Origin of the sequence: Bacillus sp. M13(2017) (assembly GCF_002218325.1) — a bacterium.
Taxonomy (GTDB): domain Bacteria; phylum Bacillota; class Bacilli; order Bacillales; family Bacillaceae_G; genus Bacillus_A; species Bacillus_A thuringiensis_K.
On the sequence record NZ_KZ268500.1, the window covers coordinates 214,626 to 241,575 of the forward strand.

Genomic DNA, 26,950 nt, shown 5'->3' on the forward strand with positions numbered 1-26,950 from the left:
AATAAAGGAGATGGGATATATGGGAGAAATTTGGTATGGCGGCACCATTTACACAATGAGAGAAGAAAATGAAAAAGTGGACGCAGTTTACGTTGAAAACGGTACGATCGTTGATGTTGGAAGTAAAGAAGAGTTAGAAAACCAATATGCCGCGGTTACATTGCACGATTTAAAAGGCAAAACGATGATTCCAGGTCTCGTTGATAGCCACATGCACCTTATTGGACATGGGGAGAGATTACTTCGTCTAGATTTATCAAATTGCACATCTTATGGTGAAGTGCTTACTCTCGTTCAGAAGCAAGCGGAAGAAGCTCCAAAGGGCGCTTGGATTATTGGAGAAGGATGGAATGAAAATAACTTTACAGATACGAAAGATGTTCACGCGCATGATTTAGATGAAATTTCGAAAGACCATCCCATTTTATTAAAGAGAGTTTGTCGTCACGTTACATGGGTTAATTCATACATACTGCAAGAAGCGAACATAACAGAAGCGACGCAAGATCCAAAAGGCGGAAAAATTGGCAGGGATTCATCAAATAAGTTAACAGGGCTTTTATATGAACAAGGGCAAGAATTAATTAAACACGTTCAGCCAGAAATTGATGAAGCTTATTTGCAAAGAGCTCTGCAAACAGCGATTAAAGATTGCTGGAAATACGGACTTGTTGGCGGGCATACGGAAGATTTAAATTATTATGGTGGTTTTAGAAAAACATATAATGCGTTTTCTCACGTTATAAAAGAAATGCCATTTAAAGCCCATTTGCTCGTTCATCATGAAGTAGCACATGAACGAAAAGAATATGAAAATGAACACTATATTGAATTTGGGGCAATGAAAATTTTCTCTGACGGTTCTTTTGGCGGAAGAACAGCATTATTAAGTGAACCGTATGAAGATGCGAAGGAAACGAATGGGGTTGCGATTTTCTCACGTGAAGAACTTGCGGAATTAGTGAAGAAAGCACGAGAATTACATATGCCAGTTGCGATTCATACTATCGGTGATTTATCGCTTGAATATGTCATTGATGCACTCGAATTATATCCACCAGCAAAAGGGTTACGTGACCGTATTATTCATTGTCAGCTTGCTCGTGAAGAGTTGATAGAAAGAATGAAAAACTTGCAAGCCATTATCGATATACAGCCAGTCTTTCTTTCATCAGATTTTCCGTCAGTCATTGAAAAACTAGGCGAGCGTCGTCTTCGTTATGCGTACGCTTGGAAGACGTTATTGGAAGCAGGATTACACTGAAACGGTGGCTCAGATGCTCCCATTGAACAAGTGAATCCATTTTTAGGCATATATAGCGCTGTTACACGTAGAAGTTTTATTGACGGTGTATGCTATATGCCTGAGGAGAGATTAACGATTTATGAGGCTGTTTCTTTATTTACAACAGGAAGTTCCTATGCAATCGGAAAAGAAGCGAAGCAAGGGCAAATTACAAAAGGATATGAAGCAGATTTTACAATATTAGACCGCAATATTTTTGAAATTGAGGCAGAAGAAATAAAAGAAGTGCAAGCAGAAATGACCGTAATAGATGGCCAAGTTGTCTATAGAAAAGATGAGTAAAAATATATGAGCGATTATTAAAATATATCGACTTACCGACAAAAACTGACAAGAATAACGGCCGGATAGTAAGAGATTATTGTCCGCGTCAATTGGGGTAAATAAATAACCGCAGAATTATGGAATTCCATAATTCTGCGGTTATTTTAATCTTATAAAAACGTTCTTTGTACTTTTTCCCAGAAAGAATTGTTTTTTAATTTAACTGTTTTAATTTGTTTATCGCTTAAGCGTACAACAGCTTTTTCTACTTGTTTAATGCTAAGCGCTTCGTTATCCATGCCGATAACAGGATAATCGTTACCGTCTGGTTTTAGTTTTAAAGTTAATGTACGTTCGTGATTTAAAATGAACGGTGAACCGAGCGTACGATATGTGTTGTTATTTAATGATGCTAGTTCGCTTACTTGGAAACATGGGATAAGCGGGTCAACAACTGCACCATGCAATGATTTATTGTAAGCAGTACTTCCTGTTGGGGTAGAAACTACTAAACCGTCCCCTCTAAATGTTTCGAAGTATAAATCATCAACGTGAACATCTACAACGAATGTTTTAATAATACTAGAACGTAATGAGAACTCATTTAAACAATGGAAAGATGTACTATGATCTACATCTACCTGAATTGTTGGATATTTTCGCACTTCAATTTCATTTTTTGTAATTTCTTGAAGGGCTGTATCAACGTGATCAATATGGAAATCGCAGTAGAACGAAGTTTCATCTTTCGTAGAAATCCCTGCGTATAAACAATCTTCTCTAAAACCAGTTTTACGAACGGCTTGTAAGAAAGTTGCATCATCTCCAACACTGACGATAGCGTTTGCATTTTTTGGATGATCTAATATGGTAAATCCATTCTCTTCTAAAATACGATAGATTGGTTTCATTTTTTCAACGAGCGTTGCTTTGTCATCACCATAAAAGAAAAATAAATTGCGACGATCTGCCATTATGTATCCCTCCACTGCAGTTAAATTTTCTGTTTTTCGTGCTACATATCATTAGAGTCTGTTCCTTGATGATATGTTCAAATAATATATTTCGATATAAATTGTCAAAACACCTTTTTATTTTTAGAAAAATTTTTATATTCAATCTTATAGAGCTCTGTTTAATGATGCATAAAGTTGTCGATAATGGGTACGGAGTGAAAGGATGATACGTATGAAGTGGCTCGTAATTGGAATAATAATTCTTCTTCTTTTTATTTTGTTTATACTATTGTCGAAAATAAAGCTTAAGGTGACATTTTTATATTCAGAAATGGAAAAGCAATGTTTGCTTCAAGTGAAAATATGGATGATTCGATATACATTTGATGTGTTGGAAAGAATTGAAAAACAGCAGAAAAAGACAGGACAGAAAATCGAAAAAGCTGAAGAAGACGGCGGACTCGATAATAAAATTATGGCGCAACTTGACAGCATTGGTGAACTGATAAAAAAGCTTCAAGAAGTTCATACTATTGTTAAAGATTTTCTCAAACGAGTGAAAATCAATGGTTGGAAATGGCATACACAAATTGGAGCAGGCGATGCAGCTAGTACTGGAATTGTCACTGGATATGCATGGGGGACAAAAGGTATGGTTGCTGGAGTTGTCGGACAATATATGCATATTGTCGACGTACCAGAATTTGAAATTACCCCAGTTTTTCAAGGGAAAGGATTTGCATCAAGATGCGAGTTAACAGCATCTTTTCGTATATTCCGCGCTATAAAAACTGGCGTCAAATTACTCGTCTTTATGAGAAGACAAAGATCTGGTATGGCAGAAAAATCTGTTCAAGCATAGGGGGGATATAGAATGGACCATCCAATTCAAGGTTTAATGACAACAGCAATGCAGCATTTAAAACAAATGACTGATGTAAATACAATTGTTGGTGACCCAATTAAAGCGGCAGATGGAAGCGTAATTCTTACAGTTTCGAAAGTAAGTTTCGGATTTGCTGCTGGTGGAAGTGAATTTGGTAAAGTAGAACATTCAGGCCGTCATCCATTTGGCGGGGGAAGTGGTGGAGGAGTTTCTATTAATCCTGTTGCCTTTCTTGTTATAAATGGAGATGGTGTGAAAGTATTGCATTTAGATAAACAAACACACGTCATCGATAAAATAATTGAATTAGCGCCACAAGCTGTTGATAAAGTGAAAGAAATGATGGATAAACGAAAAGAAGATGATCCAGAATTTCAAATTTAAAGAATAAAGAAGCTAATCAATAGGTTAGCTTCTTTAATTTTTTTGTAAATAAAGCGATTTTATTTGCATTATCGATAGGGACAAACTATCATTTACATTGTACATATTTTGTTTAAATAAGGGAGGATTTTCAAGTGGCAAACGTAACTTTTAAAGGTAATCCAATGACTTTAGTTGGAACAGAAGTTAAAGTTGGCGATCAAGCGCCAAACTTCCAAGTATTAGCAAACGACTTATCTCCAGTAAGTTTAGAAACATACAAAGGCGAAGTGAAATTAATTAGTGTTGTACCTTCAATCGACACAGGTGTGTGTGATGCACAAACACGTCGTTTTAACCAAGATGCAGCAGGTATTGAAAACGCAAAAGTATTAACAATTAGCGCTGATTTACCATTCGCTCAAAAACGCTGGTGTGCAGCAAACGGTTTAGAAAATGTTGTAACACTTTCTGACCACCGTGACCTTTCATTCGGTGAAGCTTACGGCTTAGTAATGAAAGAACTTCGTTTACTTGCTCGTGCAGTATTCGTAGTAGATAGCAATGACAAAGTAGTTTACGTAGAGTACGTAAGCGAAGGTACAAGCCATCCAAACTATGAAGCAGCATTAGAAGCAGCTAAATCTGCGAAGTAATGTGAAGAAAATGACCTCTTATAAAGAGGTCGTTTTTTCTCATATATTGCTCTGTAACGGCATCGATATATGAGAAAAAACGTTATATCACATATAACTAAAGGGGAGCTCTTTACAGGAGGTCGCTTTTTCTTTTTGGAAAAAATCACTTTGTGGTATGATATAAGTTATGTGTAAAAGAGAGAAGGAGGAATGTACGTGAGTCAGACAGTAGAAACATTATTTTCTATTTTTGATTCTTCTGCGGTAGTTTTACGTAAAGAATTAGATGTAACATATTTAGAGGCGCTTGTAGAAACAGGTGATAACTTGTTTGAGGGAGCGATTTTACAAGAGGAATTATCCGAATCAGCAATTGAAAGGCTGAATCGTGAATATAGTACGTTTAATGAAGAAACATATAAAGGTGAAGAAATTCGTAAAGCATTTCAGTTAGCCATCTTAAAAGGAATGAAAGAAGGCGTACAAGCGAATCACGAAATGACACCTGATGCAGTTGGTATGTTCATGAGTTACTTATTCCATAAATTTATGCAAGGTCAAAACGAGATCACAGTTTTAGATCCTGCAATTGGAACAGGAAATTTAATGACTACAGTGTTTAATAGCGCCAAAGAAGGACTAACAATGAGTGGATTTGGTGTAGAAGTGGATGAAGTGCTAATTAAACTTGCTTTAGTAAATGCAAATTTACAAAAGCATGCAATCGAATTCTTCCATCAAGATGGACTAGCACCACTTTATATCGATCCAGTTGATGCAGTCGTTTCAGACTTACCGGTTGGTTATTATCCAAACGAAATCGGTGCAAGTGAATATAAATTAAAAGCAGATGAAGGAATGTCGTATGCCCATCACTTATTTATTGAACAAAGTGTGAAACATACGAAAGAGGGCGGGTACTTATTCTTCTTAGTACCAAACTTCATTTTTGAAAGTGACCAGGCACCAAAATTACATGCATTTATTAAAGAAACATGCTTTATTCAAGGGTTATTACAGCTTCCTGTTTCCATGTTTAAAAACGAGAAAAATGCAAAAAGTATATTTGTTCTCCAAAAGAAAGGCGCTAATGTAACAATGCCAAAACAGGCGTTATTAGTGGAATTGCCTAAATTCTCTAACATGAAGGCAATGGAAGACATTATGGATCAATTAAATACTTGGTTTGCAACACATAAATAAAGCTAGGTATATGTAACAGTATTAGTGATTTATGTAGTACAGTTTTATATAATATGTCATATTTTTAAATATATACAAGATTTAACTGAATTTTTTTGAAATCTGTAATATATATTTTTTCTTGGTGTTACAATTTTTTCACTTGAAATATATGTCGGACGATGTTTAAATTAAAATCGTGAGTATAAAATTTGCTAATGATGAAACGTTTTCATATTTGGTGAATTTGATCAGATAAAATCGAGCGGTTTGTGGAAACATCCACACAACTACCAAGAGAAAAAGGGGCGAAAGACTAGATGTCAAAAATCATCGCGATTAACGCAGGAAGCTCTTCCTTAAAATTCCAATTATTTGAAATGCCAAGTGAAACAGTATTAACAAAAGGTTTAGTAGAACGTATCGGTTTAGAAGATAGTATCTTCACTATTACTGTAGATGGCGAAAAACAAAAAGAAATTACAAACATTCCAGATCACGCAGTAGCAGTTAATATGCTTCTTAAAAAATTAACTGAAAACGGAATCGTTAAATCTCTAGATGAGATTGGCGGTATCGGTCACCGTGTTGTTCACGGCGGCGAAAAATTTGCTGACTCTGTTTTAATTACTGATGAAGTATTAGCTGATATCGAAGAATTAAGCGATTTAGCACCACTTCATAACCCAGCAAACGTTGTTGGTATTAAAGCATTCCAAGAAGTATTACCAAACGTACCAGCAGTAGCAGTATTCGATACAGCATTCCACCAAACAATGCCGGAATCTGCATTCCTATACAGCTTACCATATGAGTACTATGAAAAATTCGGCATCCGTAAATACGGTTTCCACGGAACTTCTCATAAATATGTAACTGAGCGTGCGGCTGAATTATTAGGTCGTCCAATTGAAAGCTTAAGCTTACTTTCTTGTCACTTAGGTAACGGTGCAAGTATCGCAGCAGTAGAAGGCGGTAAATCTATCGATACTTCTATGGGCTTCACTCCACTTGCTGGTGTAACAATGGGTACACGTTCTGGTAACCTTGACCCTGCGTTAATTCCATACATCATGGAAAAAACAGGCCAAACAGTAGAAGAAGTAGTTAACGTATTAAACAAGAAAAGTGGTATGTTAGGTCTTACTGGTTACTCTAGTGACCTACGTGACATCATTGCGAAAGAAGAAGAAGGCGACCACCGTGCGAAAGTAGCACTTGATGTATTCGTAAGCCGTATCCACAAATACATCGGTTCTTACACTGCTCGTATGAAAGGTGTAGACGCAATCATCTTCACAGCTGGTGTAGGTGAAAACAGTGCGATTATTCGTGAGCGCGTATTAGAAGGCCTTGAGTACATGGGCGTATACTTCGATGCAAAACGTAATAACGTATTCGGTGAAGAAGCATTCATCAGCTTCCCACACTCTCCAGTAAAAATTATCGTAATTCCAACTGACGAAGAAGTTATGATCGCTCGTGACGTACTACGTCTTGGAGATATTGGTTAATATATGAAAAGAAAGACGAGATCCTATAGGATTTCGTCTTTTTTCTTTTGGATGTATTTTAAAACTCCATCCGGATATAATGTTTTTTCTTTCTGAATGAATGCCGTAATAGGAATCCATTTCGCATACGATATTGTTTGCTCATCTTGTATATTCACTTTTTCCATTTCATATAGTGACGTGTCTAATAAACGTAAAGAATATAGTTGAATGATTTCATGAGCAATTTCTCCATCTAGATGAAAGACATTTTCTAAACAACCTAAATAATTGGTGATTTCTATCTCCGTATGAAGCTCTTCTTTAAACTCCCGAATAACAGTATGTGCTGATTTTTCACCAAGTTCAATTGAACCGCCAAGAGGACGATAATATATTTCGCCTTCTGTATAATATTCTTGTACGAGAAGGCGATCTTGATGTACAGCAAGACCGAAAGCTTTTGCACGTGGATACATATACAATCACTCCTTATTTGTTTTGTATAAGGACGATTATAATGTATGGTGTGATAAAAGTATCGTGTATTTAAGTGTGCGGTCTAACTGTAATTCCATCAAATAAGTTTTTCCAAAATGCTTCATTGTATTGGTATACATCCATAATAGGACATTTCATAACGCAAATACGTTGTAATCCCCAATCTTCTTGGGTGATAGTTGGTATATCGGCAGGAATTAGTAATAGGACAGAGAATGTATGTGTAACGATTTGAGATAAAATTTGTTCTAGGGAACATGCTTCTTCATATGTTCCTCCAGTTCGAATAAATAATATGGATTCTGCCGTTTCAATTGTAGTTAGAAAACGATTAATACGATGTTCATAGTTTAACTTAATTTCTGTATAAGAAGGCCAAGAAGTTGGTGTGTTTACATCTGTTTTAAAGTCATGGCAAGAGTCGATTTCATATAGATTATCACGGAGTCTTAATTTTGCACCATCATCCCAAAATGAGATGAAGGATAAATTTTCGAAATTTAAAAAGCGGTCAAATCGATTTTGTAATAATACATTCACTTTTTCTAATGAGGGGCTTAGCATAAAATCAATAACGCCAAAAAAAGGTGATAATTCGAATTGATATAATGCCCAAGCAGGCCAGCAGTTTTGTCCTAAGCTGAATACTGCGTTATAATTTTGTTTTAGATTGGATAGATTCATGTGATGCAACTCATCCTTTTTGCTATTATTTTATGTCGCTTATAAAGGGTATGTGAAAAGAGATATACAAGCATATTTGTAAAGAATAAGCAGAAATATGTTACAATAGAAAAAAATCGAACGAGGTGGTTGTTACGATGCGATCGAAGCGAGAACAAGCCATTTTAGACAATATAAAAGAATGGGAAGCGCAATTAGTTGAGCAAGAAGCGACCGATTTTCAAAAAGTGTTTGATAAATGGTTACATACTGCAGTTGCGAAATTACCTGAGAAAAAGCGAAAAGAATTCTTCACGAAAGCAGATGGATGGCTCTTTCATTTGCATGCATTTATTCAAAGTTCACAAGCACAGTTAGATGCACGTAATCGGATTTTAGGAACATCAAGATTATTTGATGAATCGATTGAACAGCTTGAAGATTTGAAAGCATTATCTATTGATCAATTAACATACATAGCAGAGCAGCAAACAGCACGTCATCGTCTATATTCATTTGTACAAGGCGGGGCAACAGGTGCTGGAGGTTTATTATTATTAACGGCGGATTTTCCGGTTATGATCGCGTTAAATGTGAAGGCAGTCCAACTTATTGCCACATCATTTGGACATGATGTGAACAAGCCGTATGAAATGATGCTTGCGTTAAAGGTGTTTCATGCATCATTACTACCAGGAAGACTTCAGCAATACGCATGGTACAATTTATTGCAAGAGCTGGAACAAGAAGATTCGTTCTTCTACGAAGGAGACGAAGCAGTGCTACAAACAGCTTCTACTGAGGTTGTGTTAAAACAAATTTTGAAGACATTTTCGATTTATGCTCTTCGTCGTAAATTATTCCAAGGTATACCGGTAATTGGAATGGCAATTGGATCTACAGTGAATTATCGTTTAACAAGAAACGTTACTGAATTTGCAAATAGATTTTATCAAGTGCGTCACATAGTCGAGAAAGAAAAAAGAGCATAAAAAAAGCGAGAGGCCGAAGCCTTTCGCTTTTTTAATTTGTTGCATGCTTTTTGGACATTGGAATAGATACTGGTTGCTTTTCTTCTGCTTTTGGATAATAAATTAAATCCAATGTTTTTGCCTGTACGGCAATTGAAAGAATAGTAAAAGCAATTTCTGTCCAATTTAAATAATATAATGAAAGCGCAAGAACAATCGCGTCAAAGACGAAGAAAATTTGCCCAATTGTAAAACGTGTTTTTTTACTTAATACAATTGTTAAAATATCGTCTCCACCGGTTGCACCGCCAAATCGCAATATAAAACCGAGTCCAATACCAGCTAACGCACCGCCAACTACTGCAGCTATAAATAAATTGTTTGATAAATCGACCGTAAATGGAGAATAATTTTCCATAAGAGAATAAAATACTCCGAATGAAATTGAACCTAAGAATGAATAGCCAACCATTTTTCTACCTAACAATGAAGCACATAGTAGAATAATTGGGATATCCATCATTACAGTTGAAATAGATGGTGAAATATCATAAAAATTTTGGATGAATAGTGCGATACCTACAAAGCCACCTTCTGTTAAGTGGTTTTGGAAGTGAATGTGATATAGCGCTGCTGCTAAAATAAATGAACCGATTAAAACCATAAAAACTTCTTTAATAATTTGTCGACTTTGGATGTTCCTCATCGTTATTCCTTCTTTCCGTAGTTAGTAGTCCTTTTTGTGTTGTAAACTAACTACGAGCTCACATGTAGCTTTCAGTTAGTTTACGAAAAAAACTAACTACGCTATATGTCGCTGAAGAAATAACGAATAATCCTCTCGTCCATCAATTCTCCCTACCTTCGTTTTAGTTTAAGTCTTAAAACGACTAAACAAAACGTGGAGTAGGATTCGTCATTTAGCAATCCTGCTCTTCTTTGTTTTGTTTAGCTAGTAACAATTAAGTCCTAAACAAAACGCTATGTGTAAGAAGAGTCTTTTTTTTGCCAAATTATCCTTCGGGCAATCATAATTTCCCCACTCTCGTATTTTTTTCGCTAGACTAAAGTATCTGAGCTGAAAAATACGCTACGTGTATGATTCGTCAATACGATGCCACATGCTCCTTCGAGCGATCATGATATCAAAATCCCTTCCTTCAAGATTTATACTATTATATCATACTTTTAAAAAATGTATGCGGATGGAAACCGACAATAAACGGAGGGAATCTACAAAAAATGTTATGTTTAAATATTTTTGTAGAAAAGCCTAAGTTATTTCTTACTTATTGGACAGTTTGTAACGGTTTGTCCAATAAGTAAGAAAAAAAAGGTTTTATTCCGTTGTATTCTTTTCATCACTTTTATCTTTAAAAAACGCATCCCAACTAATCACACCTAAAAAAGTTAAAGCGATAATAACGAAAGCACGCATAAGCTTTAGACCTCCTTTTGTACATAGTATATGAATCATTCGATTCGGAATGTGTCATTTTTTTACAAGTCTTAACTGTTATGAGAGTATATTAATATAGATAGATGATGGGGGAGTGAAGGTATGCTAAAAGAAATGTTCAAAAGAAAAGAATTAATATGTATTTCATGTCAGAAAAAAATTCAATATGAAGAAGAACTCGTCGCTTTTGTAAAGTTGCCGAAAGAAAGAAGTATATTAGTTGGTCCATTCGATGTATGTTTGGCGAAAACAGCACAAGAAATATATTGTAAATCATGTTACGACAAAAAAAGCATGACCCAAAGTAATTGAGGGGCATGCTTTTTTCATTGGTGTGCTTTCCCCTCAGATACATTTTGAGTGAGTCGATACCAAAGCCAAAGGTCATTAATGATGGAAGCAAGATCGGCAATTTCTGAATTTAGTTTACAAGAAACTTCGAAGTCTTCTTCGTTATTTAAATAATGTTGTTTTGTATTAATATAGTGCTCAAGTTCTTTTATACGATCAGGAATTTTCCCGCGAACTTGTTCCCATTTTAATAAAATAGCGTGTTGCATTTTTTCGGGGATATCTTCCCAATCTTCTTGTAAATGCGGAATTTCAATGCCGAGATGTTCATCGTAAAAGAAATACTTTTCCATAAGTTCACCCCCGTTTTCCTGCTTATATTGTACATAAAAACAGAAAGAAGTTCGACGAAATTGTTTGAAAAAATTTGAAAATGACTCTTGATACATTTTGTAAAAGGTGTTAAAGTGTGAATTATTATAAAAGAAAATGAATATTTATTCTTTAGGGGGATGCAAAATGGAGAAGAAAAAAGTTGTATTAGCATATTCCGGAGGTCTTGATACTTCCGTTGCAATTAAATGGTTACAAGAGAAGGATTATGATATTATCGCGCTTTGTTTAGACTTAGGGGAAGGCAAAGACTTAGCATTTGTAAAAGAAAAGGCACTTTCAGTAGGTGCAATTAAATCATATATGATTGATGTTCAAGAAGAATTTGCAAACGAATATGCATTGATGGCGATGCAAGCACACACATTATACGAAGGGAAATATCCTCTTGTTTCGGCGCTATCACGCCCACTTATCGCGAAGAAATTAGTAGAAATTGCAGAGCAAGAAGGAGCGACTGCAGTTGCACATGGATGTACAGGGAAAGGAAATGATCAAGTTCGTTTTGAAGTTTCTATTCAAGCATTAAATCCTTACTTAGAAGTGATTGCACCTGTACGTGAATGGAAGTGGTCACGTGAAGAAGAAATTGCCTATGCAAAAGAAAACGATGTACCAATTCCGATTAATTTAGATAGCCCATTTTCAATCGATCAAAACTTATGGGGACGCAGCAACGAATGTGGAATTTTAGAAGATCCATGGGCAGCACCGCCAGAAGATGCATATGAGATGACACTGGCATTAGAAGATACACCGAATAAACCAGAGTTTGTAGAAATCGGATTTGAAGCAGGCGTACCGACGACTTTAAATGGTACTGCATATTCACTTGCAGAATTAATTAAAACGCTAAATGCACTTGCTGGAAAACATGGCGTTGGACGTATTGATCACGTAGAAAATCGTCTTGTCGGTATTAAATCTCGTGAAGTATACGAATGCCCAGCAGCAATGACGTTAATTACTGCGCATAAAGAGTTGGAAGATTTAACACACGTAAAAGAAGTAGCGCATTTTAAACCAGTGATTGAACAGAAAATAACAGAACTTATTTATAATGGTTTATGGTTCTCGCCTTTAAAACAAGCGCTTCATGCATTTTTACAAGAAACGCAAAAGAATGTAACAGGTACAGTGCGTGTGAAATTATTTAAAGGTCATGCGATTGTAGAAGGACGTAAATCTGAATACTCTTTATACGATGAAAAATTAGCAACATATACTGCTCAAGATGAATTTAATCATGATGCAGCAGTTGGATTCATTTCATTATTCGGTTTACCGACGAAAGTATACAGCCAAGTGAATCAAAAGAAGGTGGAAGCGTGAGCAAACTTTGGGGCGGACGTTTTACAGAAGAAGCGGAAGCATGGGTTGAAGAGTTCGGAGCATCCATCTCCTTCGATCAACAATTAGTAAATCAAGATATAAACGGAAGTATTGCACACGTAACGATGCTAGCAAAGCAAGGCATCGTTACGAAAGAGGAAGCCGAGAAAATAAAGATAGGTCTTCAATATTTATTAGAAGAAGCGAAACAAAATAAATTGCATTTTTCAGTTGAAGCGGAAGACATTCATTTAAATATCGAAAAGATGTTAATTGAAAAAATCGGTGAAGTGGGAGGGAAACTTCATACTGGCCGAAGCCGTAATGATCAAGTAGCGACAGATATGCACTTATATTTAAAAGAAAAAGTAGAACATATTATAAAAGCTACAAAACAATTGCAGACGGTTCTTGTTCATCAAGCAGAAAATAATATTGAAACGATTATGCCTGGCTATACGCATTTGCAGCGTGCGCAGCCGATTTCATTTGCTCATCATATTCTCGCTTATTTTTGGATGTTAGAGCGTGATGTGAGTCGTTATGAAGATTCGTTAAAGCGTATTAACATTTCGCCGTTAGGGGCAGGAGCGTTAGCAGGGACAACATTCCCGATTGACAGAGAATATAGTGCGGAGCTTCTTGGATTTAATGGAATCTATGAAAATAGTTTAGATGCAGTAAGCGATCGTGATTTCATACTGGAGTTCCTAAGTAACTCATCTATGCTCATGATGCACTTATCACGCTTTTGCGAAGAACTTATTTTATGGAGTAGCCAAGAGTTTCAATTTATTGAAATGAGCGATCAATACGCAACGGGAAGTAGCATTATGCCGCAAAAGAAAAATCCTGATATGGCGGAACTAATCCGCGGTAAAACAGGCAGAGTATACGGTAATTTATTTAGTTTACTTACAGTCATGAAAGGATTACCACTCGCTTACAATAAAGACTTACAAGAAGATAAAGAAGGAATGTTTGATACAGTTAAAACAGTAGAAGGTTGCCTTCATATTATGGCGGGCATGCTTGAAACGATGACTGTAAACAAAGAAAAAATGGGGCAAGCTGTGACGCAAGATTTCTCCAACGCAACAGAAATTGCCGACTACTTAGCAAGTAAAGGACTACCATTCCGTCAAGCTCATGAAATTGTTGGGAAGCTAGTGCTACACTGCACACAAAACGGAATTTATTTAGTAGATGTCCCACTTGCAACGTATAAAGAGATGAGTTCGTTATTTGAAGAAGATTTGTATGAAGTTCTTTCACCATATGAGGCTGTAAAGCGTCGTAATAGTGCTGGTGGGACAGGGTTTGAACAAATCAAAAACGCTTTGGAAAAGGCGAAGGGGTTAACGAAAGAAATTATTAAGAATTGAGTTGGGAAGTACGCCAGTCTAGTAAAGTCTGGCGTACTTTATTTTTTACTAGCATTTAAGTTACAATGTAGTAAAAAATAACAATTTAGGGGAAGTCTATGAAAAAAATAGTGTTTATCATTGTACTGGTAATTAGTTTAATTGCAAATGCTAAAGTGTTTCTTTTGGACAAATATATGTATGTTGGTGAAAAAGAAAAGCGAGAAGAAGCGATTATCGCAACGATGTGGCATTTGCAAGATAAAGGATATAAAGAAAGTGATATTGCATACATAAAACCGGCCTTTTATAGCAAAATGGATTCGTATGGAATGAATGTGCAGTTTAAAGATGAACCAAATGAATCATATACATATAGAGTTTTAAAAGATGCGAAAACAAATAAACTAACTGTACACCAAGATAGCAATGAGCAAGGTGGTATGGGCGGGAAGCATCAAGAGCTTAAATAAAGAAAGAAAACGACTGATGGCATTCGCCTGCAGTCGTTTTTCTTTTAATCATACTTATGTCGATCTTCCGTAATTCGAATATACTCAATATCCATTAAATCTCGTAGTAATGCACCGTTACTTAGTTCAATTCCGTGTGTCTCTTTAAAATGTTCACGGATTGTCTCTAACATTTCAATTTCTTTTCCATTCACATCTAAAATAATACGTTCAGAATCATCCATATAGCATCCTCCTTTTTTAAACATATATATTTTGTCCGTCTATTTCTAAAAAATGTATGTTAACGTAATGTTAGGAAATAAGAAAGGAATGGAAAATGAGGCGTATTTATTTTATAGGGGTAATTTTGTATACGTTAGTTGTATTACATGTTGCATTCCCAAATATCTTTTCATTTGAGGATTTAGAAACAGTACACGTTGCGATATTTATTTTTGCTCTATTTGTAGTAGATTGCTTTATTTCTATATGGCTTTCGAAAAGAAAAGATATACAAGGTAAAAAAGAAATGGAACGGAAAAGGAGAAAACGTTCATTTTGGATGACGACGTATTGCTTTTCTTTAGCAATTGCTGCTGCTTTTTTTAGTGAGCATATTCCGTTAGAAAGATTAAATATTGGATTTGGAGCGTTCGTATTTGCATACTATTTTTTTATGCACTTTCTTCCTTATATGAAAGAAAAGAGAGGAGAAGAGGAAGACCAGCTTGTAGAAGAAGCGAGAGAACAAGAGAGTAAGAGATTTGAAGGAGATATAAAGAAACTTGGAGAACAAAAGTGGTATTTAAAATCAAAAATCATATACGTTCTTTGCTTTATTACGCCGCCAATTGGTTATTTATATGTTTTCTTTCTTCGTAAAAAAATGACAGAAGGTGCAAAGCAAACGTACTTAATGGTTGCGACGATTATGATGGCATTATGGTCTTTGAAGTTTCTACCTCCTTATATCTTGGCAATTACCGTTGTTGTTATAGCTTGTCTTGTATTTCTAGTAAAATATGTGAAATGAAAAACACCAAGCCCATGTGGACTTGGTGTTTTATCTATAAATTAAAGCTCACCTTGTTCCTCATCACCACGAACAACAAGGACATCGCATTTCGCATAGCGAATAATATGTTCAGAGACGCTACCAATTAGGAAACGCTCAACAGCATTTAAACCAGTCGCGCCACACATAATTAAATCTACTTTATGGTTTGGAGCGATTTCTTTTGAAATTTTAGATTTAGGGTTACCAAATTCTAATACAGTTTCAATTTTTTCAAGACCAGCTTCAAGCGCAGTTTTTTTGTAGTCTTCTAATAAGTCTTCTGCAAATAGATTTGCACGTTCAGCAATTGCACGGCTATAAGCCTCTACTGCTGAGTACGCTTTTACATCAACGATATGAGCAATTGTTAATGTTGCATTATTGCGCTTTGCGACTTGAATTGCTTTTTTAAAGGCTTTTTCTGCTTCTTTAGAACCATCCACCGCGATTAAAATATTTGTATATGTATTATTCATAGTAAATTCCTCCCAATCTGTTTTATAACTGTTTACAACTTAATTATAAAACAAATTTTGGTAACGTGCTTGCCAGAAACGTTACAGAATTTTGAAAACTCTGTTTCAATTCATTTTAGTTGTAATTGGAGCGAGAACTTGTTACATATGAAGTATAGCAATTTAAAAGGGGGCAGTTTTGTGAGACATGCGCTCATTACAGCCGGTACGAAAGGTTTAGGAAAGCAAGTAACAGAAAAGTTATTGGCTAAAGGCTATTCAGTAACAGTAACATATCATAGCGATATAACGGCTATGGAAACGATGAAAGAAACATATAAAAACGTAGAAGAGCGTCTACAATTCGTGCAAGCGGATGTCACGAAAAAGGAAGATTTACATAAAATGGTAGAAGAAGCGATAAGCCGTTTTGGCAAAATTGATTTCTTAATTAATAATGCTGGTCCATATGTATTTGAACGAAAAAAGTTAGTCGATTATGAAGAAGATGAATGGAATGAAATGATTCAGGGTAATTTAACAGCGGTATTTCATTTGTTGAAACTTGTCGTTCCGGTTATGAGAAAACAGAACTTTGGCCGTATTATTAATTACGGATTCCAAGGGGCAGATAGTGCACCGGGATGGATTTATCGTTCAGCTTTTGCAGCAGCGAAAGTAGGACTTGTTTCATTAACGAAAACTGTTGCTTACGAAGAAGCAGAATATGGAATTACTGCAAATATGGTATGCCCTGGTGATATTATTGGTGAAATGAAAGAAGCGACAATTCAAGAAGCACGTCAGTTGAAAGAACGTAAAACACCAATTGGTAGATCTGGAACAGGCGAAGATATCGCAAGAACGATTTCGTTTTTATGTGAGGAAGATTCCGATATGATTACCGGTACAATTATTGAAGTAACTGGTGCAGTAGATGTTATTCATAGACATCGATAGAGAAAAATAAAGTGAAGATTCGAATGATTGGACAGTTTATCCTTTATGCTGATAGGTGCGGATAATACTGTCCTTTAATATAAAATTAAATCTATCGGAAAACTTATATTATTTTTTGTCAAATATTGAGATATTATGTTAAAATATAAGAGCGTAGAAAGCGCTTTAAAAAATGATTCAGGGGTCATTTCATAACTCAAGGGGGAACTAATAATGCGTATCGGTATTCCAACAGAAATTAAAAACAATGAAAACCGCGTGGCAATGACGCCAGCGGGAGCAGTACATTTAGTGCAAAATGGTCATGAAGTTTTTGTTCAAAAAGGAGCAGGTTTAGGGTCTGGCTTTACGGATGAAGAATACGTACAAGCTGGTGCGAAACTTGTTGAAACTGCTGAAGAAGCATGGAATCAAGATATGGTTATGAAGGTAAAAGAGCCAGTAGCAAGTGAATACGGCTATTTTCGCGAAGGTTTAATTTTATTCACATACTTACACTTAGCTCCAGAACCAGAATTAACGAAAGCATTAATTGATAACAAAGTTGTATCAATTGCATACGAAACAGTACAATTAGATAATCGTTCATTACCATTACTTGCACCTATGAGTGAAGTAGCAGGTCGTATGTCTGCACAAATCGGTGCACAATTCCTTGAGAAAAACAAAGGCGGTAAAGGTATTTTACTTGCAGGCGTTCCAGGGGTAAAACGCGGCAAAGTAACAATTATCGGCGGTGGTCAAGCTGGTACAAACGCAGCGAAGATTGCAGTAGGTTTAGGTGCAGATGTAACAATCATCGACTTAAGCGCAGAACGTCTTCGTCAACTAGATGACATTTTCGGTAACCAAGTAAAAACATTAATGTCTAATCCATACAACATTGCAGAAGCTGTAAAAGAATCTGACCTTGTTATTGGTGCAGTATTAATTCCAGGTGCAAAAGCGCCAAAACTTGTAACTGAAGAAATGATTCAATCAATGGAACCAGGTTCTGTCGTTGTAGATATCGCGATTGACCAAGGTGGTATTTTCGAAACAACTGATCGTATTACAACTCATGATAACCCAACTTACGAAAAACACGGCGTTGTTCATTATGCAGTTGCTAATATGCCAGGTGCGGTTCCACGTACGTCAACTCTTGCATTAACAAACGTAACAGTACCATATGCAGTGCAAATTGCGAACAAAGGCTACAAAGATGCTTGCCTAGGCAACACTGCATTATTAAAAGGTATTAACACATTAGACGGATATGTAACATTCGAAGCAGTTGCAGAAGCGCACGGCTTACAATACGCTGATGCGAAAGAGCTTCTTGAAAAAGCTCCTGCTTTATCATAATAGAGACAAATTCAAGACCTTCCTTTATGAGGAGGGTCTTTTTTTATGGAGAAATAACATGTGAATAATTGTTATTTATTGGTGTAAATTGATTTTCATTATGATAATTTAGAATTATATAACAAAAAGAGGGGATTCAATGGGGAGCAAAAAGAGGAAGAAAAAGCAAGCTAAAAGACAAAAGTATATAAAGAAAAAACAGGAACAGAACATACCTCTTTCAAAAAAAGTGGTCATTATGATAGAGAAAACATTTCGGTATATTTGTATGGCTCTGTATGTGATTTTGTGTATGTATTCATTTGGAGTGTTGTACAGTTTTGAGATAACCCCCAATATTATTGAGAGCATTCTAGAAGTTACACTTGTCGTAATAGAATTAGCCTTATTCGTTATACTCTTTGCTACAGTATGGCCTAGTCATGAAAGTAAGAAAGATAAGCAAAGAAAAATGAGAAAAAAATTTTCATATGCTTCAAGTTCATCAAGTGGATTCGGTGACTACAGTAGCAATGATTGTAGCAGCTCAAGTGATGGTGGGGGAGATTGCGGAGGTGGTGGAGACTAAGCTAGTTTTTCAGAAGAACGAATAATGAAAGGATGAGACGAAAGATGGAAACTGTGAACTTAATAGAATTAACAAAGGACATTCAAGATCAACATAAAAACTTCGTCGTTTCAAATGTAAATAGTCATTGCTTACGAATCGCTGTATTTACTGGTGAATATGATTGGCACTATCATTCTAATTCGGATGAATTATTCATTGTATTAGAGGGAGAATTACTTATTGATTTTGAGGATGGAGAAACAGCGGTATTAAAGCCAAATGATTCTATTTTAATTCCAGCATGTACGATTCATAGAACGAGAGCATTAAAGAGAACGGTAAATCTTTGTTTTGAAAATATAGAGGCGGATACAATTATAGTGGAGCAATTATGAAAAAATTATCTGTAGCCGAGTATAGAAAAATCCTTCCGATTTTAGAAAGTCATACAAAAACGGCGACGTTTGCTTATGCGGTATGTGATCAAATGATAGATGGTGAAGTTTTTACAAACGGGCAGTTAACAGCAGGATTAATTATTACAGGTAACGGTATCTATTATTTATTTGGTGATACGGATGATCACAAGTATAACGAAAGTTTATTTGCATATTTAAAAATGGCTATTGAAAAAACAGAGAAGAGATTTACACTCTTTACTTCAAGTGAAGAGTGGGAAATGATGATAGAAGGGCGATTTAGTAATATACTTCGGAACATTCCGTGAATGAAATTTCAAAGCATAGCCTTTGAAGAGAAAAAACAAGATTGTAACATAAATACATATGAAGTGAAGCGTATTGATAGAAAAGATATAGCACAAAGCAATGAATTTACAGAGGAATATTATAAAGAATATTGGGGATCAACTAAAGTGTTTTTAAATAATGGCTTTGGATTCTGTATAGAACAAGATGGGATAATTGTAGCGGAATGTGTTTCGATATTTAACGGGAATGGATTTGCTGAAATTGATATTGTAACGCATGAAGCATATCAAGGGAAAGGATTAGCCCAAGCTGTTGCAATGCGGTTCATTGAACATTGTATGAAAAATAATATTACACCGTGCTGGGATTGTTATGTAGACAATATTCCTTCGCAAAAATTAGCTAGTAAATTAAGTTTTTATCATCCAATAGAATATAGATTGCTTGTACGTAAGAAAACGGGGGAATAAAAATGAATGTGGAGTTAACGAGATTCAAAGTGAAACAAGGTAAAAGTCGTCGTGTAGATGAATGGATGCAGCTTCTGAATGACAATATGAAAGAAGTGCTGTTGACACTAAACGACGAAAAAATGTACGTTGAGACAATTTTCCGGGAAATAAGAGATGGAGAAGAGTACTTATATTGGTATTCTGTGCAAGGAAAAGGTGGTATTTTTGTCGAAAATTCGCATCATGAAATTGATAAAAAGCATTTAGCGTTTTGGTATGAATGTATTGATGAAGAAGCACCATCTGTTGATATGAAAACAGAAGTTGTTATGATTCAAGATGTTGTGAAGGAAGCGATGAAATAATAGATTGTTATTTTATAACCGTAAAATGGTCTTCTTTTTTGTTGGAATATATATTATTGGAGATGCTGTAGGATGAAAATTAGTAATAAATATATCACTCTCGATGAAATAGAGATAATAAGAGAATCCTTAAATAAATTGCATGAATATCATAATAATAAATCAAAATATTTTTCTGGCGATTATCCAAGAATGACATTTGAGGAACGTATTGAAAATTATAAAAAGAACTCAAAGTACGGAGAATATAGAATTGAATTATTGATTGAATCAGAAACAGATAATATATTAGGATTTTGTATAGCGTATAGTAAAAGCGTAAGCGGGAAGGTTGAAGTTTTATTTGTCGATGAAAAATACCGAAGAAACGGATTTGGTTTGAAATTAATGAATGGTGCAGTGGAATGGTTTAAAGAAAAGAAGATAGATGAAATTGAATTAACAGTAGTATACGGAAATGAAGCTGTATCGTTTTATGAAAAGCTGGGGTTTTATCCTCGTTCAATTATTATGGCAACTAAGTCATAACGGTAGTATGGGGAGAGAGGAGTGGGAGTCTTTGTTTGAAAAAAATGATTCATATTTTACTAGAATATATGTGAAGAGCGCATCAAAATAGATGTGCTTTTTATTATGAAAAAATTTATAAAAGCTGCATTTGGATATCTTTAAGTGAAAATAAAGAGGGATATCGAGAATATTTTAGGATAAACTATAAAGAAATAAAAAAACACCAAACCAAAAGACTTACCAATATACGGTGTAGTCGTAATAGGGAAAACAGAGGATTTACAAAGTTTACAAGGGTCACCGTATATTAAGGCTGCTGTAAGAGGTGTAACAGTTGAGAAATATTAATTACAGTCTATTAATGTGAATAATCAGAAAATTTATGGTATACTATGTGAAAAGGAGGTTTATATGAGGCAAATACATGGAGCAATTTATATTTACATAACAATGTTTTTCGTGGCGATATCCTATGGATTAGGGCACGTGTATTCGCATCCTATACTAACTTTTTTAAGCGGAGCATGTATGGCGTTTGCGCTTCTTGTCCACCTTTTCTCAGTTTGGATCGTGAAATTTCAATTAAATATTAGTGAAATAGAAGAAGGCACTTTCTAAGTGGCCTTCTTTTTTTAATAATATTTTCGAAGTTCTTGTAGCAATTTTTCAATTTCGCATTCAGTTTCTTTACATATAGACATTGTACGTAATCTGAAAAATAAGCTACGTAAGAAAGATTTTATATTTCCGTATAGATACTCGTACGATTCAATATGTAATGTTTGTTTTTTGACGGGTAATTGAGCTACTAAATCATGAAGGGCTAATATGAGTACTTCTTCTTTTAGACCACTTTGGAGCATTGCGACAATCGGATAAACGAGACGTTCATCTTCCTCATATTTGTAGTAAATAGAATGGACGCAAACTTTGTTTAATAAAGTTTGTAATATTTCCTCGTAATATAAAGTTTCCAGTTTAGGACTACGAATAAGCGCCTCAAATGTATCAGAAGCGTGAGCGATACTATGTGCCCAGCCGTGGTCTTGCACATATCCGCGGAAATCATGCTCGTTGTTCATATATAGAACTAATTGATCTTTTACATGTAAAAGATCAGCCTGTGATAAGAAATTATGGTTTGTATCGGCATCAATAATGAGTGTAATTAATAATGTTGTAAAGGCGCGGGTAAATACCGCATCTTCGTCATCCGAATGAATTTTATACAATAAATATTTGTCACTGATGCTTTCTGATAATAGTTTCTGTAAGTGTGTGTGTGAAATATAGTCCTTCTTGATTAGGTGATAAAAAGTAGAGTAGATAAGTTTATCTCTTAAATAACTATCAGTATCCCCAATATGCTCCAGCATACTGGAACTTAAAGGATCGATATTGAGGACATTATTGATTACGTAATTATTATTACAAATTTCTTCTAACTGTTGTTGTAACATATAAACCTCCTATTTTAGAAAATTCTGTATTTTGACAGTATAATAAGAGGAAGAAATAGACAATAAATAAATGCTTTTGAATGGAGGGGCATGATGAAGAGAGCATTATTCTTTTTCATTAGTATTTTCTTTTTAGGGAGTTGTTCGATTTGGTATGTTACTTTTTCTAGCGAGAGCAAAAGTTGGACGGGACAATATAAGGGCCATATTAAGGACGACAGTGAAGATGGAGTGTTTACGTTTCAGTACAAAGGCGGAGATGGGAATACAGAATTTAAAAATTTAGAGATTGCTATTAATGGAGCCTTTAGCACAATGACACAAACGTCAGAAAGTCATAAAGGAGCAAAGATTGAAATGAAATCATCTTGTGTAAGTTGTGCGCCTTTATCTAAAGATGAACCGATAGAGGTTGTGATTAAATGGGATGATAAGTATGAGGAGAAGATGGTGTTAAATTTGAAATAGCCTAGAGTAAGGAGTTAAAAATGAATAGGCATATGAAAAAATTAATGTTTATAAATGTATTTCTAATCATATTATCAGCGTGCACTACAAAACAAGTAGAGGTAAAAAAAGTACCTGAAGAAGGGTATGTCATAGTAAGAAATGACACGGTATTTTTCGTCAGTGATAAAACGTTTGAAACAAAAATAGAGTTACAAAATTATATAGAACAACAAATGAATAAAGAGTATCCATCACATATAGTTTTGAGCTTTAAGGATAAACGTGCATATAATCAATTAAAAACAGGGGATAAAATAAAATTATGGTCTTCTCAAATGCTTGAAAGTTATCCAGCAAAAATGATTGTAGAGAAATTTGAAATAGTAGAGAAATAGAAAAAGGCAGCAACCAAGCTGCCTTTTTTCTTATTTTACAAATTGTAATTCTTTCGGGAACTTCGTTAAAATTTCTGATCCGTCTTTTGTGATGTAAATATCATCTTCAATACGAACGCCACCTACGTTTGGTACGTAAATACCTGGCTCGATTGTGAAGACCATACCTTCTTTTAATGGAGACTCGTTACTAGCTTTTACATCTGGATATTCGTGTACGCTAATTCCAAGTCCGTGACCAAGGCGGTGCGGGAAGAAGTCACCGTAACCTGCATCTGCGATAACAGAACGAGCAGCATTGTCGATTGCGCCAAGTGTAACACCTGGTTTACATGCTTCAACTGCTTGTAGTTGTCCAGTAAGTACAGTGTTGTAAATACGAGTTTGCTCTTCAGAAATCCCACCGAATGCCACTGTACGTGTAATATCAGAGCAATAACCATCAATGATTACGCCTAAATCAAATAGTACGAAATCGCCGCGTTTCATTTTGTTTGCGCCAGGAATACCGTGTGGAAGAGCTGAGTTCGCACCTGCTAATACCATCGTATCAAATGACATTTTATGTATGCCTTTTGTTTTTAATTCGTGTTCAATAATTGCTAATACTTCTAGCTCGCTGCGGTTTTCTTTAATTGCATTTACACCAACTTCAACAGCATAGTCCGCCATTTTAGCTGCTTCGCGTAAAATAGAAAGCTCTTTTTCATCTTTAATTAAACGAAGTTCACGAACTTTCTCTTCAGCTGATTTGAAAGCTGCATTTGGGAATAGTTTTGTTAATTCTTCGTAGCGTTCTACGTTTAAATGTTCTTTTTCAATTGCAACTGCATTTGCATTGATGCCGCGGTCTTTAATTGCTTTTGCAATCATATCCCATGGTCGATCAGTGTCAGTGAATCCGATAATTTCATGTGCCCAGCCAGCGTTACGAGCTTGACCTTCTTCCATTTTAGGACAAATTAAAATAGGTTCTTTTTCTTGGAATACAAACATACCAAGTAATCTTTCATGTGGTTCACAGTGGAAGTTTGTCATGTAGAAAACGTTCGGTGTAGAAGTTAAGAACGCAGCTTCTATGTTTTTTTCTTTTAGCCATTGCATTAAATTTTCTAATCTAGCATTCATCGATTGGCACCCCCGAGATATTTAATTACAAATATAACTTTAACTCGGAAGAAAGCGTTATGACAAGTAAATAGATGTTAGAAAAGACAGGGGATTCAAAAATCATGTAGAATAAAAAGTGAGAATGTGAATAGGGGAGGAATGTAATAATGAAAGTATCTTATCATGGACATTCAGTTGTGAAAATTGAGGCGAATGGAAAAGTTATTTTAATTGACCCGTTTTTAACAGGTAATCCGAAAACAGATTTAAAAGCTGAAGATGTAAAAGTGGATGCAATTCTTTTATCGCATGGACACGGTGATCATGTTGGAGATACAGTAGAGCTTGCGAAGAAAAATAATGCAGTTGTTGTAGCGCCATTTGAATTAGCAACATTTTTAAGTTGGCAAGGTGTAAATACACACCCGATGCATATTGGTGGTTCACATGAATTTGACTTCGGAAAAGTGAAGTTTACACAAGCATTCCACGGCTCTAGTTATATTGATGAAGAAAATAAGACGATTACATATACAGGTATGCCAGCAGGTATTTTATTTACAGCAGAAGAGAAAACTGTATACCACGCAGGAGATACTGCACTATTCTCTGACATGAAGTTAATTGGGGAATTAAATAAAGTTGATCTAGCATTTTTACCAATTGGTGATAATTTCACAATGGGACCAGAAGATGCTGTACTAGCGGCAAAATGGATTAATGCGAAAACTGTTGTACCGATGCATTACAATACGTTCCCAGTTATTGAACAAGATCCATATCAATTTGTAGAAAAGCTACAAAATTGTACAGGGAAAGTATTAGAAGCTGGAGAAAGTATTACACTATAGAAAAGAAACCCTTCATTTGAAAAGAAAAGTGAAGGGTTTTTTACGTGTGTAGGACAGCTTTTAATGCTTGTATTTGTTTTGGTGATTCTTTTCTTTTGGTAAGTGGTTGTTCAGGTGTTTCATTCAATTCTATTGCAACCTTTTTCCCATCTACGAAAGCTAAAAATACAGCACCTACAACCTCTAAAAATTTTTTCATCATGTGTTCGCTCCTTTGTTTTATTTCTTGTCTTAATTGTATAGGTAATCAAGTGTACGAACTATCGAATGAGATGACGATAGCATTACATTGTTGTAATAGAATGACTGGTGGAATGTAAGAGTCATTTTGTTATAAAAAAAATAGTACAGGTATGCAAAGAGAGAGTGTAACAGTTTTGAAAATATAGTATACTAAAAGTACAACACATGAAGAATTTAGGGAAAAGAAAGTATGGTGAAACCATTTGGCTACCAAGCATAACCAAATTTTAGAACATATTAATAGCCTGCCAGTAGGCCATAAAATTTCTGTAAGACAAATTGCGAAAGATTTGAGTGTAAGTGAAGGGACCGCTTACCGTGCAATTAAAGATGCAGAAAATAAAGGATATGTTAGTACAATTGAACGTGTCGGAACAATTCGAATTGAACAAAAGAAGAAAGAAAATATCGAAAAACTGACATATGCAGAAGTCGTTAACATTGTCGATGGTCAAGTACTTGGGGGCAGAGAAGGACTACATAAAACATTAAATAAATTCGTAATCGGAGCTATGAAATTAGAAGCGATGATGCGCTATACAGAAGCTGAGAATTTACTCATTATTGGTAACCGTACGAATGCACATGAATTAGCGCTAGAAACTGGAGCTGCTGTATTAATTACGGGCGGGTTTGATACGGAAGATCATGTGAAGAAATTAGCAGACGAATTAAAGCTGCCGATTATTTCAAGTAGCTACGATACATTTACGGTTGCAACGTTAATTAACCGTGCAATTTATGACCAACTTATTAAGAAAGAAATTGTACTCGTTGAAGATATTTTAACGCCAATTGAAGAAACGTTATATTTAAGGCCGAGTGATACAGTACAGCAATGGCATGCGTATAACGAAGAGACAATGCACGGAAGATATCCAATCGTCGATGAAAATAACAAAGTGCTAGGAATCGTAACTTCAAAAGATATGATCGGTGTAGCGAAAGAAACACCAATTGATAAAGTAATGACAAAACACCCAATTACAGTGAACGGTAAAATGTCTGTCGCGGCTGCGGCACGTATGATGGTGTGGGAAGGAATTGAATTACTTCCTGTCGTTGAGGAAGGAAATAAGCTGCAAGGTATTATTAGCCGTCAAGATGTACTTCAGGCACTGCAAATGATTCAACGTCAGCCACAAGTTGGAGAAACAATTGATGATATTGTAACGAATCAATTTATGACGCCAAAAGAAGCGAGGAATGAGCATCTATATCAATTTTCGGTGACGCCACAAATGACGAACTCAATCGGAACGTTATCGTACGGTGTATTTGCAACAATTGTGACAGAAGCGACAAATCGCGTCATTCGTGCGCAAAAGAAAAGCGATTTAATTGTTGAAAACTTAACGATTTATTTCGTAAAGCCGGTTCAAATTGATAATGTTGTATCCGTTCATCCGAAAGTATTAGAAATTGGGCGTAAATTTGGTAAGGTCGATGTAGAGGTGCATCATGAAGGTAATGTTGTTGGAAAAGCATTACTTATGGTTCAGTTAATCGATAAATAAA

The 26,950-nt window shown here is 35.4% G+C and carries 32 protein-coding genes and 3 pseudogenes; 25 read left to right on the plus strand and 10 right to left on the minus strand.

All coding sequences use genetic code 11. The features are described 5' to 3' along the window. Positions 1-19: 19 nt before the first annotated feature. Positions 20-1,588 (plus strand): annotated as a pseudogene (locus tag CGQ22_RS01325) (amidohydrolase). Positions 1,589-1,740: 152 nt separating this feature from the next. Here the strand turns inward: CGQ22_RS01325 and CGQ22_RS01330 are convergent. Further along, positions 1,741-2,544 (minus strand): NAD kinase, encoded by an 804-nt coding sequence (locus tag CGQ22_RS01330; protein ID WP_000785185.1) that lies wholly within the window; start codon positions 2,542-2,544, stop codon positions 1,741-1,743. Positions 2,545-2,749: 205 nt separating this feature from the next. On the opposite strand from CGQ22_RS01330, the gene CGQ22_RS01335 reads away from it, so the two are divergent. The 5 genes from CGQ22_RS01335 (at position 2,750) to ackA (ending at position 7,109) form a co-directional block, all read left to right on the plus strand. After that, positions 2,750-3,388 carry a DUF2953 domain-containing protein gene (locus CGQ22_RS01335; RefSeq protein ID WP_002164202.1) on the plus strand — a complete coding sequence of 213 codons (639 nt, stop codon included), beginning with the start codon at positions 2,750-2,752 and terminating at the stop codon, positions 3,386-3,388. A gap of 12 nt (positions 3,389-3,400) precedes the next feature. Then, on the plus strand, positions 3,401-3,796 hold the full coding sequence (gene ytfJ, locus CGQ22_RS01340; protein WP_000350003.1) for a GerW family sporulation protein: 396 nt from the start codon (positions 3,401-3,403) through the stop codon (positions 3,794-3,796). A gap of 134 nt (positions 3,797-3,930) precedes the next feature. After that, complete coding sequence (gene tpx / locus CGQ22_RS01345; protein ID WP_000024529.1) at positions 3,931-4,431, plus strand: thiol peroxidase; 501 nt, start codon at positions 3,931-3,933, stop codon at positions 4,429-4,431. A 198-nt stretch (positions 4,432-4,629) separates the two neighbouring features. Continuing rightward, complete coding sequence (locus CGQ22_RS01350) at positions 4,630-5,616, plus strand: class I SAM-dependent methyltransferase (RefSeq protein WP_000084367.1); 987 nt, start codon at positions 4,630-4,632, stop codon at positions 5,614-5,616. 299 nt (positions 5,617-5,915) lie between these two features. Beyond that, positions 5,916-7,109 (plus strand): acetate kinase, encoded by a 1,194-nt coding sequence (gene ackA, locus CGQ22_RS01355; protein ID WP_000034575.1) that lies wholly within the window; start codon positions 5,916-5,918, stop codon positions 7,107-7,109. Between the two features lie 23 nt (positions 7,110-7,132). On the opposite strand, the gene CGQ22_RS01360 is transcribed toward ackA, so the two are convergent. Then, positions 7,133-7,567 carry an NUDIX hydrolase gene (locus tag CGQ22_RS01360; RefSeq protein ID WP_089148224.1) on the minus strand — a complete coding sequence of 145 codons (435 nt, stop codon included), beginning with the start codon at positions 7,565-7,567 and terminating at the stop codon, positions 7,133-7,135. A 70-nt stretch (positions 7,568-7,637) separates the two neighbouring features. Beyond that, positions 7,638-8,273, minus strand: a complete 636-nt coding sequence (locus CGQ22_RS01365; protein ID WP_089148225.1) for a DUF1796 family putative cysteine peptidase — start codon at positions 8,271-8,273, stop codon at positions 7,638-7,640. A gap of 137 nt (positions 8,274-8,410) precedes the next feature. On the opposite strand from CGQ22_RS01365, the gene CGQ22_RS01370 reads away from it, so the two are divergent. After that, positions 8,411-9,244, plus strand: coding sequence for an EcsC family protein (locus CGQ22_RS01370; protein WP_001256852.1), 834 nt, complete (start codon positions 8,411-8,413; stop codon positions 9,242-9,244). A 31-nt stretch (positions 9,245-9,275) separates the two neighbouring features. Here the strand turns inward: CGQ22_RS01370 and CGQ22_RS01375 are convergent, their stop codons facing one another. After that, positions 9,276-9,929, minus strand: a complete 654-nt coding sequence (locus CGQ22_RS01375) for a YitT family protein (protein ID WP_089148226.1) — start codon at positions 9,927-9,929, stop codon at positions 9,276-9,278. A gap of 855 nt (positions 9,930-10,784) precedes the next feature. Here CGQ22_RS01375 and CGQ22_RS01390 point away from each other — a divergent pair. After that, the gene (locus CGQ22_RS01390) at positions 10,785-10,994 is read left to right on the plus strand and encodes a hypothetical protein (RefSeq protein WP_000910674.1); all 210 of its coding nucleotides are present in this window, start codon (positions 10,785-10,787) and stop codon (positions 10,992-10,994) included. A gap of 14 nt (positions 10,995-11,008) precedes the next feature. Here CGQ22_RS01390 and CGQ22_RS01395 read toward each other — a convergent pair whose 3' ends face one another. Continuing rightward, the gene (locus tag CGQ22_RS01395; RefSeq protein WP_000417120.1) at positions 11,009-11,326 is read right to left on the minus strand and encodes a hypothetical protein; all 318 of its coding nucleotides are present in this window, start codon (positions 11,324-11,326) and stop codon (positions 11,009-11,011) included. 166 nt (positions 11,327-11,492) lie between these two features. Between CGQ22_RS01395 and CGQ22_RS01400 the strand changes: the two genes are divergently transcribed. The 3 genes from CGQ22_RS01400 (at position 11,493) to CGQ22_RS01410 (ending at position 14,535) form a co-directional block, all read left to right on the plus strand. Further along, on the plus strand, positions 11,493-12,698 hold the full coding sequence (locus tag CGQ22_RS01400) for an argininosuccinate synthase (RefSeq protein WP_000412307.1): 1,206 nt from the start codon (positions 11,493-11,495) through the stop codon (positions 12,696-12,698). Next, on the plus strand, positions 12,695-14,083 hold the full coding sequence (gene argH, locus CGQ22_RS01405; protein WP_000041263.1) for an argininosuccinate lyase: 1,389 nt from the start codon (positions 12,695-12,697) through the stop codon (positions 14,081-14,083). Before CGQ22_RS01400 ends, argH begins: the two co-directional genes overlap by 4 nt. A 98-nt stretch (positions 14,084-14,181) precedes the next feature. Further along, on the plus strand, positions 14,182-14,535 hold the full coding sequence (locus CGQ22_RS01410; protein WP_000724673.1) for a DUF3139 domain-containing protein: 354 nt from the start codon (positions 14,182-14,184) through the stop codon (positions 14,533-14,535). Between the two features lie 44 nt (positions 14,536-14,579). Here the strand turns inward: CGQ22_RS01410 and CGQ22_RS01415 are convergent, their stop codons facing one another. After that, complete coding sequence (locus CGQ22_RS01415; RefSeq protein WP_000342763.1) at positions 14,580-14,759, minus strand: hypothetical protein; 180 nt, start codon at positions 14,757-14,759, stop codon at positions 14,580-14,582. Positions 14,760-14,854: 95 nt separating this feature from the next. On the opposite strand from CGQ22_RS01415, the gene CGQ22_RS01420 reads away from it, so the two are divergent. After that, positions 14,855-15,550: a hypothetical protein gene (locus tag CGQ22_RS01420; protein WP_002164201.1), complete on the plus strand. Its 696-nt coding sequence runs from the start codon at positions 14,855-14,857 to the stop codon at positions 15,548-15,550. 41 nt (positions 15,551-15,591) lie between these two features. Here CGQ22_RS01420 and CGQ22_RS01425 read toward each other — a convergent pair whose 3' ends face one another. After that, the gene (locus tag CGQ22_RS01425; RefSeq protein ID WP_001066673.1) at positions 15,592-16,050 is read right to left on the minus strand and encodes a universal stress protein; all 459 of its coding nucleotides are present in this window, start codon (positions 16,048-16,050) and stop codon (positions 15,592-15,594) included. Positions 16,051-16,197: 147 nt separating this feature from the next. Between CGQ22_RS01425 and CGQ22_RS01430 the strand changes: the two genes are divergently transcribed. The 9 genes and pseudogenes from CGQ22_RS01430 (at position 16,198) to CGQ22_RS01470 (ending at position 21,541) form a co-directional block, all read left to right on the plus strand. Then, positions 16,198-16,989, plus strand: coding sequence for an SDR family oxidoreductase (locus tag CGQ22_RS01430; protein WP_033703588.1), 792 nt, complete (start codon positions 16,198-16,200; stop codon positions 16,987-16,989). Between the two features lie 213 nt (positions 16,990-17,202). Further along, positions 17,203-18,336, plus strand: a complete 1,134-nt coding sequence (ald, locus tag CGQ22_RS01435; RefSeq protein WP_001219405.1) for an alanine dehydrogenase — start codon at positions 17,203-17,205, stop codon at positions 18,334-18,336. 139 nt (positions 18,337-18,475) lie between these two features. Next, a complete protein-coding gene (locus CGQ22_RS01440; RefSeq protein WP_089148227.1) occupies positions 18,476-18,904 on the plus strand; it encodes a hypothetical protein in 429 nt (142 codons plus the stop codon). 44 nt (positions 18,905-18,948) lie between these two features. Further along, the gene (locus CGQ22_RS01445; protein ID WP_000450939.1) at positions 18,949-19,281 is read left to right on the plus strand and encodes a cupin domain-containing protein; all 333 of its coding nucleotides are present in this window, start codon (positions 18,949-18,951) and stop codon (positions 19,279-19,281) included. Continuing rightward, positions 19,278-20,066, plus strand: a pseudogene (locus CGQ22_RS01450) (GNAT family N-acetyltransferase). Before CGQ22_RS01445 ends, CGQ22_RS01450 begins: the two are co-directional and overlap by 4 nt. Positions 20,067-20,068: 2 nt before the next feature. Beyond that, positions 20,069-20,413 carry a DUF6176 family protein gene (locus CGQ22_RS01455; protein WP_001100236.1) on the plus strand — a complete coding sequence of 115 codons (345 nt, stop codon included), beginning with the start codon at positions 20,069-20,071 and terminating at the stop codon, positions 20,411-20,413. Between the two features lie 72 nt (positions 20,414-20,485). Beyond that, positions 20,486-20,941 carry a GNAT family N-acetyltransferase gene (locus CGQ22_RS01460; RefSeq protein WP_000703676.1) on the plus strand — a complete coding sequence of 152 codons (456 nt, stop codon included), beginning with the start codon at positions 20,486-20,488 and terminating at the stop codon, positions 20,939-20,941. A 137-nt stretch (positions 20,942-21,078) separates the two neighbouring features. Then, positions 21,079-21,271, plus strand: a pseudogene (locus tag CGQ22_RS01465) (anti sigma factor C-terminal domain-containing protein); the annotation flags it as partial. A gap of 63 nt (positions 21,272-21,334) precedes the next feature. Continuing rightward, positions 21,335-21,541, plus strand: a complete 207-nt coding sequence (locus CGQ22_RS01470) for a hypothetical protein (RefSeq protein ID WP_001248905.1) — start codon at positions 21,335-21,337, stop codon at positions 21,539-21,541. A 14-nt stretch (positions 21,542-21,555) separates the two neighbouring features. Here the strand turns inward: CGQ22_RS01470 and CGQ22_RS01475 are convergent, their stop codons facing one another. Further along, positions 21,556-22,383 carry a DUF2785 domain-containing protein gene (locus tag CGQ22_RS01475; protein WP_000941450.1) on the minus strand — a complete coding sequence of 276 codons (828 nt, stop codon included), beginning with the start codon at positions 22,381-22,383 and terminating at the stop codon, positions 21,556-21,558. A gap of 93 nt (positions 22,384-22,476) precedes the next feature. Between CGQ22_RS01475 and CGQ22_RS01480 the strand changes: the two genes are divergently transcribed. Both CGQ22_RS01480 and CGQ22_RS01485 read left to right on the plus strand, forming a co-directional pair. Continuing rightward, positions 22,477-22,851 carry a hypothetical protein gene (locus CGQ22_RS01480; RefSeq protein WP_000816729.1) on the plus strand — a complete coding sequence of 125 codons (375 nt, stop codon included), beginning with the start codon at positions 22,477-22,479 and terminating at the stop codon, positions 22,849-22,851. A gap of 20 nt (positions 22,852-22,871) precedes the next feature. Beyond that, the gene (locus CGQ22_RS01485; RefSeq protein ID WP_001079381.1) at positions 22,872-23,228 is read left to right on the plus strand and encodes a DUF3221 domain-containing protein; all 357 of its coding nucleotides are present in this window, start codon (positions 22,872-22,874) and stop codon (positions 23,226-23,228) included. 30 nt (positions 23,229-23,258) lie between these two features. Here CGQ22_RS01485 and pepQ read toward each other — a convergent pair whose 3' ends face one another. Beyond that, a complete protein-coding gene (gene pepQ, locus CGQ22_RS01490; RefSeq protein ID WP_089148228.1) occupies positions 23,259-24,356 on the minus strand; it encodes a Xaa-Pro dipeptidase in 1,098 nt (365 codons plus the stop codon). 149 nt (positions 24,357-24,505) lie between these two features. Here pepQ and CGQ22_RS01495 point away from each other — a divergent pair, with 149 nt between their 5' ends. Then, positions 24,506-25,189, plus strand: coding sequence for a metal-dependent hydrolase (locus CGQ22_RS01495; RefSeq protein WP_000868924.1), 684 nt, complete (start codon positions 24,506-24,508; stop codon positions 25,187-25,189). A 40-nt stretch (positions 25,190-25,229) separates the two neighbouring features. Here the strand turns inward: CGQ22_RS01495 and CGQ22_RS31790 are convergent, their stop codons facing one another. Then, the gene (locus CGQ22_RS31790) at positions 25,230-25,391 is read right to left on the minus strand and encodes a hypothetical protein (protein ID WP_061884660.1); all 162 of its coding nucleotides are present in this window, start codon (positions 25,389-25,391) and stop codon (positions 25,230-25,232) included. Positions 25,392-25,635: 244 nt separating this feature from the next. Between CGQ22_RS31790 and CGQ22_RS01505 the strand changes: the two genes are divergently transcribed. Further along, the gene (locus tag CGQ22_RS01505) at positions 25,636-26,949 is read left to right on the plus strand and encodes a CBS domain-containing protein (protein WP_089148229.1); all 1,314 of its coding nucleotides are present in this window, start codon (positions 25,636-25,638) and stop codon (positions 26,947-26,949) included. Position 26,950: the final 1 nt, after the last annotated feature.

What these genes read in the sequence shown, in the direction of transcription:
- CGQ22_RS01370 (WP_001256852.1), top strand. Translation starts at nt 8,411, where the DNA reads ATGCGATCGAAGCGAGAACAAGCCATTTTAGACAATATAAAAGAATGG.
- ackA (WP_000034575.1), top strand. Translation starts at nt 5,916, where the DNA reads ATGTCAAAAATCATCGCGATTAACGCAGGAAGCTCTTCCTTAAAATTC.
- CGQ22_RS01330 (WP_000785185.1), bottom strand. Translation starts at nt 2,544, where the DNA reads ATGGCAGATCGTCGCAATTTATTTTTCTTTTATGGTGATGACAAAGCA.
- CGQ22_RS01410 (WP_000724673.1), top strand. Translation starts at nt 14,182, where the DNA reads ATGAAAAAAATAGTGTTTATCATTGTACTGGTAATTAGTTTAATTGCA.
- pepQ (WP_089148228.1), bottom strand. Translation starts at nt 24,356, where the DNA reads ATGAATGCTAGATTAGAAAATTTAATGCAATGGCTAAAAGAAAAAAAC.
- CGQ22_RS01420 (WP_002164201.1), top strand. Translation starts at nt 14,855, where the DNA reads ATGAGGCGTATTTATTTTATAGGGGTAATTTTGTATACGTTAGTTGTA.
- CGQ22_RS01495 (WP_000868924.1), top strand. Translation starts at nt 24,506, where the DNA reads ATGAAAGTATCTTATCATGGACATTCAGTTGTGAAAATTGAGGCGAAT.
- CGQ22_RS01400 (WP_000412307.1), top strand. Translation starts at nt 11,493, where the DNA reads ATGGAGAAGAAAAAAGTTGTATTAGCATATTCCGGAGGTCTTGATACT.
- CGQ22_RS01440 (WP_089148227.1), top strand. Translation starts at nt 18,476, where the DNA reads ATGGGGAGCAAAAAGAGGAAGAAAAAGCAAGCTAAAAGACAAAAGTAT.
- ytfJ (WP_000350003.1), top strand. Translation starts at nt 3,401, where the DNA reads ATGGACCATCCAATTCAAGGTTTAATGACAACAGCAATGCAGCATTTA.
- CGQ22_RS01335 (WP_002164202.1), top strand. Translation starts at nt 2,750, where the DNA reads ATGATACGTATGAAGTGGCTCGTAATTGGAATAATAATTCTTCTTCTT.
- CGQ22_RS01430 (WP_033703588.1), top strand. Translation starts at nt 16,198, where the DNA reads ATGAAGTATAGCAATTTAAAAGGGGGCAGTTTTGTGAGACATGCGCTC.
- CGQ22_RS01415 (WP_000342763.1), bottom strand. Translation starts at nt 14,759, where the DNA reads ATGGATGATTCTGAACGTATTATTTTAGATGTGAATGGAAAAGAAATT.
- ald (WP_001219405.1), top strand. Translation starts at nt 17,203, where the DNA reads ATGCGTATCGGTATTCCAACAGAAATTAAAAACAATGAAAACCGCGTG.
- CGQ22_RS01445 (WP_000450939.1), top strand. Translation starts at nt 18,949, where the DNA reads ATGGAAACTGTGAACTTAATAGAATTAACAAAGGACATTCAAGATCAA.
- CGQ22_RS01485 (WP_001079381.1), top strand. Translation starts at nt 22,872, where the DNA reads ATGAATAGGCATATGAAAAAATTAATGTTTATAAATGTATTTCTAATC.
- CGQ22_RS01375 (WP_089148226.1), bottom strand. Translation starts at nt 9,929, where the DNA reads ATGAGGAACATCCAAAGTCGACAAATTATTAAAGAAGTTTTTATGGTT.
- CGQ22_RS01455 (WP_001100236.1), top strand. Translation starts at nt 20,069, where the DNA reads ATGAATGTGGAGTTAACGAGATTCAAAGTGAAACAAGGTAAAAGTCGT.
- CGQ22_RS01365 (WP_089148225.1), bottom strand. Translation starts at nt 8,273, where the DNA reads ATGAATCTATCCAATCTAAAACAAAATTATAACGCAGTATTCAGCTTA.
- CGQ22_RS01390 (WP_000910674.1), top strand. Translation starts at nt 10,785, where the DNA reads ATGCTAAAAGAAATGTTCAAAAGAAAAGAATTAATATGTATTTCATGT.
- CGQ22_RS01360 (WP_089148224.1), bottom strand. Translation starts at nt 7,567, where the DNA reads ATGTATCCACGTGCAAAAGCTTTCGGTCTTGCTGTACATCAAGATCGC.
- CGQ22_RS01470 (WP_001248905.1), top strand. Translation starts at nt 21,335, where the DNA reads ATGAGGCAAATACATGGAGCAATTTATATTTACATAACAATGTTTTTC.
- CGQ22_RS01425 (WP_001066673.1), bottom strand. Translation starts at nt 16,050, where the DNA reads ATGAATAATACATATACAAATATTTTAATCGCGGTGGATGGTTCTAAA.
- CGQ22_RS01395 (WP_000417120.1), bottom strand. Translation starts at nt 11,326, where the DNA reads ATGGAAAAGTATTTCTTTTACGATGAACATCTCGGCATTGAAATTCCG.
- CGQ22_RS31790 (WP_061884660.1), bottom strand. Translation starts at nt 25,391, where the DNA reads ATGATGAAAAAATTTTTAGAGGTTGTAGGTGCTGTATTTTTAGCTTTC.
- CGQ22_RS01475 (WP_000941450.1), bottom strand. Translation starts at nt 22,383, where the DNA reads ATGTTACAACAACAGTTAGAAGAAATTTGTAATAATAATTACGTAATC.
- CGQ22_RS01460 (WP_000703676.1), top strand. Translation starts at nt 20,486, where the DNA reads ATGAAAATTAGTAATAAATATATCACTCTCGATGAAATAGAGATAATA.
- CGQ22_RS01480 (WP_000816729.1), top strand. Translation starts at nt 22,477, where the DNA reads ATGAAGAGAGCATTATTCTTTTTCATTAGTATTTTCTTTTTAGGGAGT.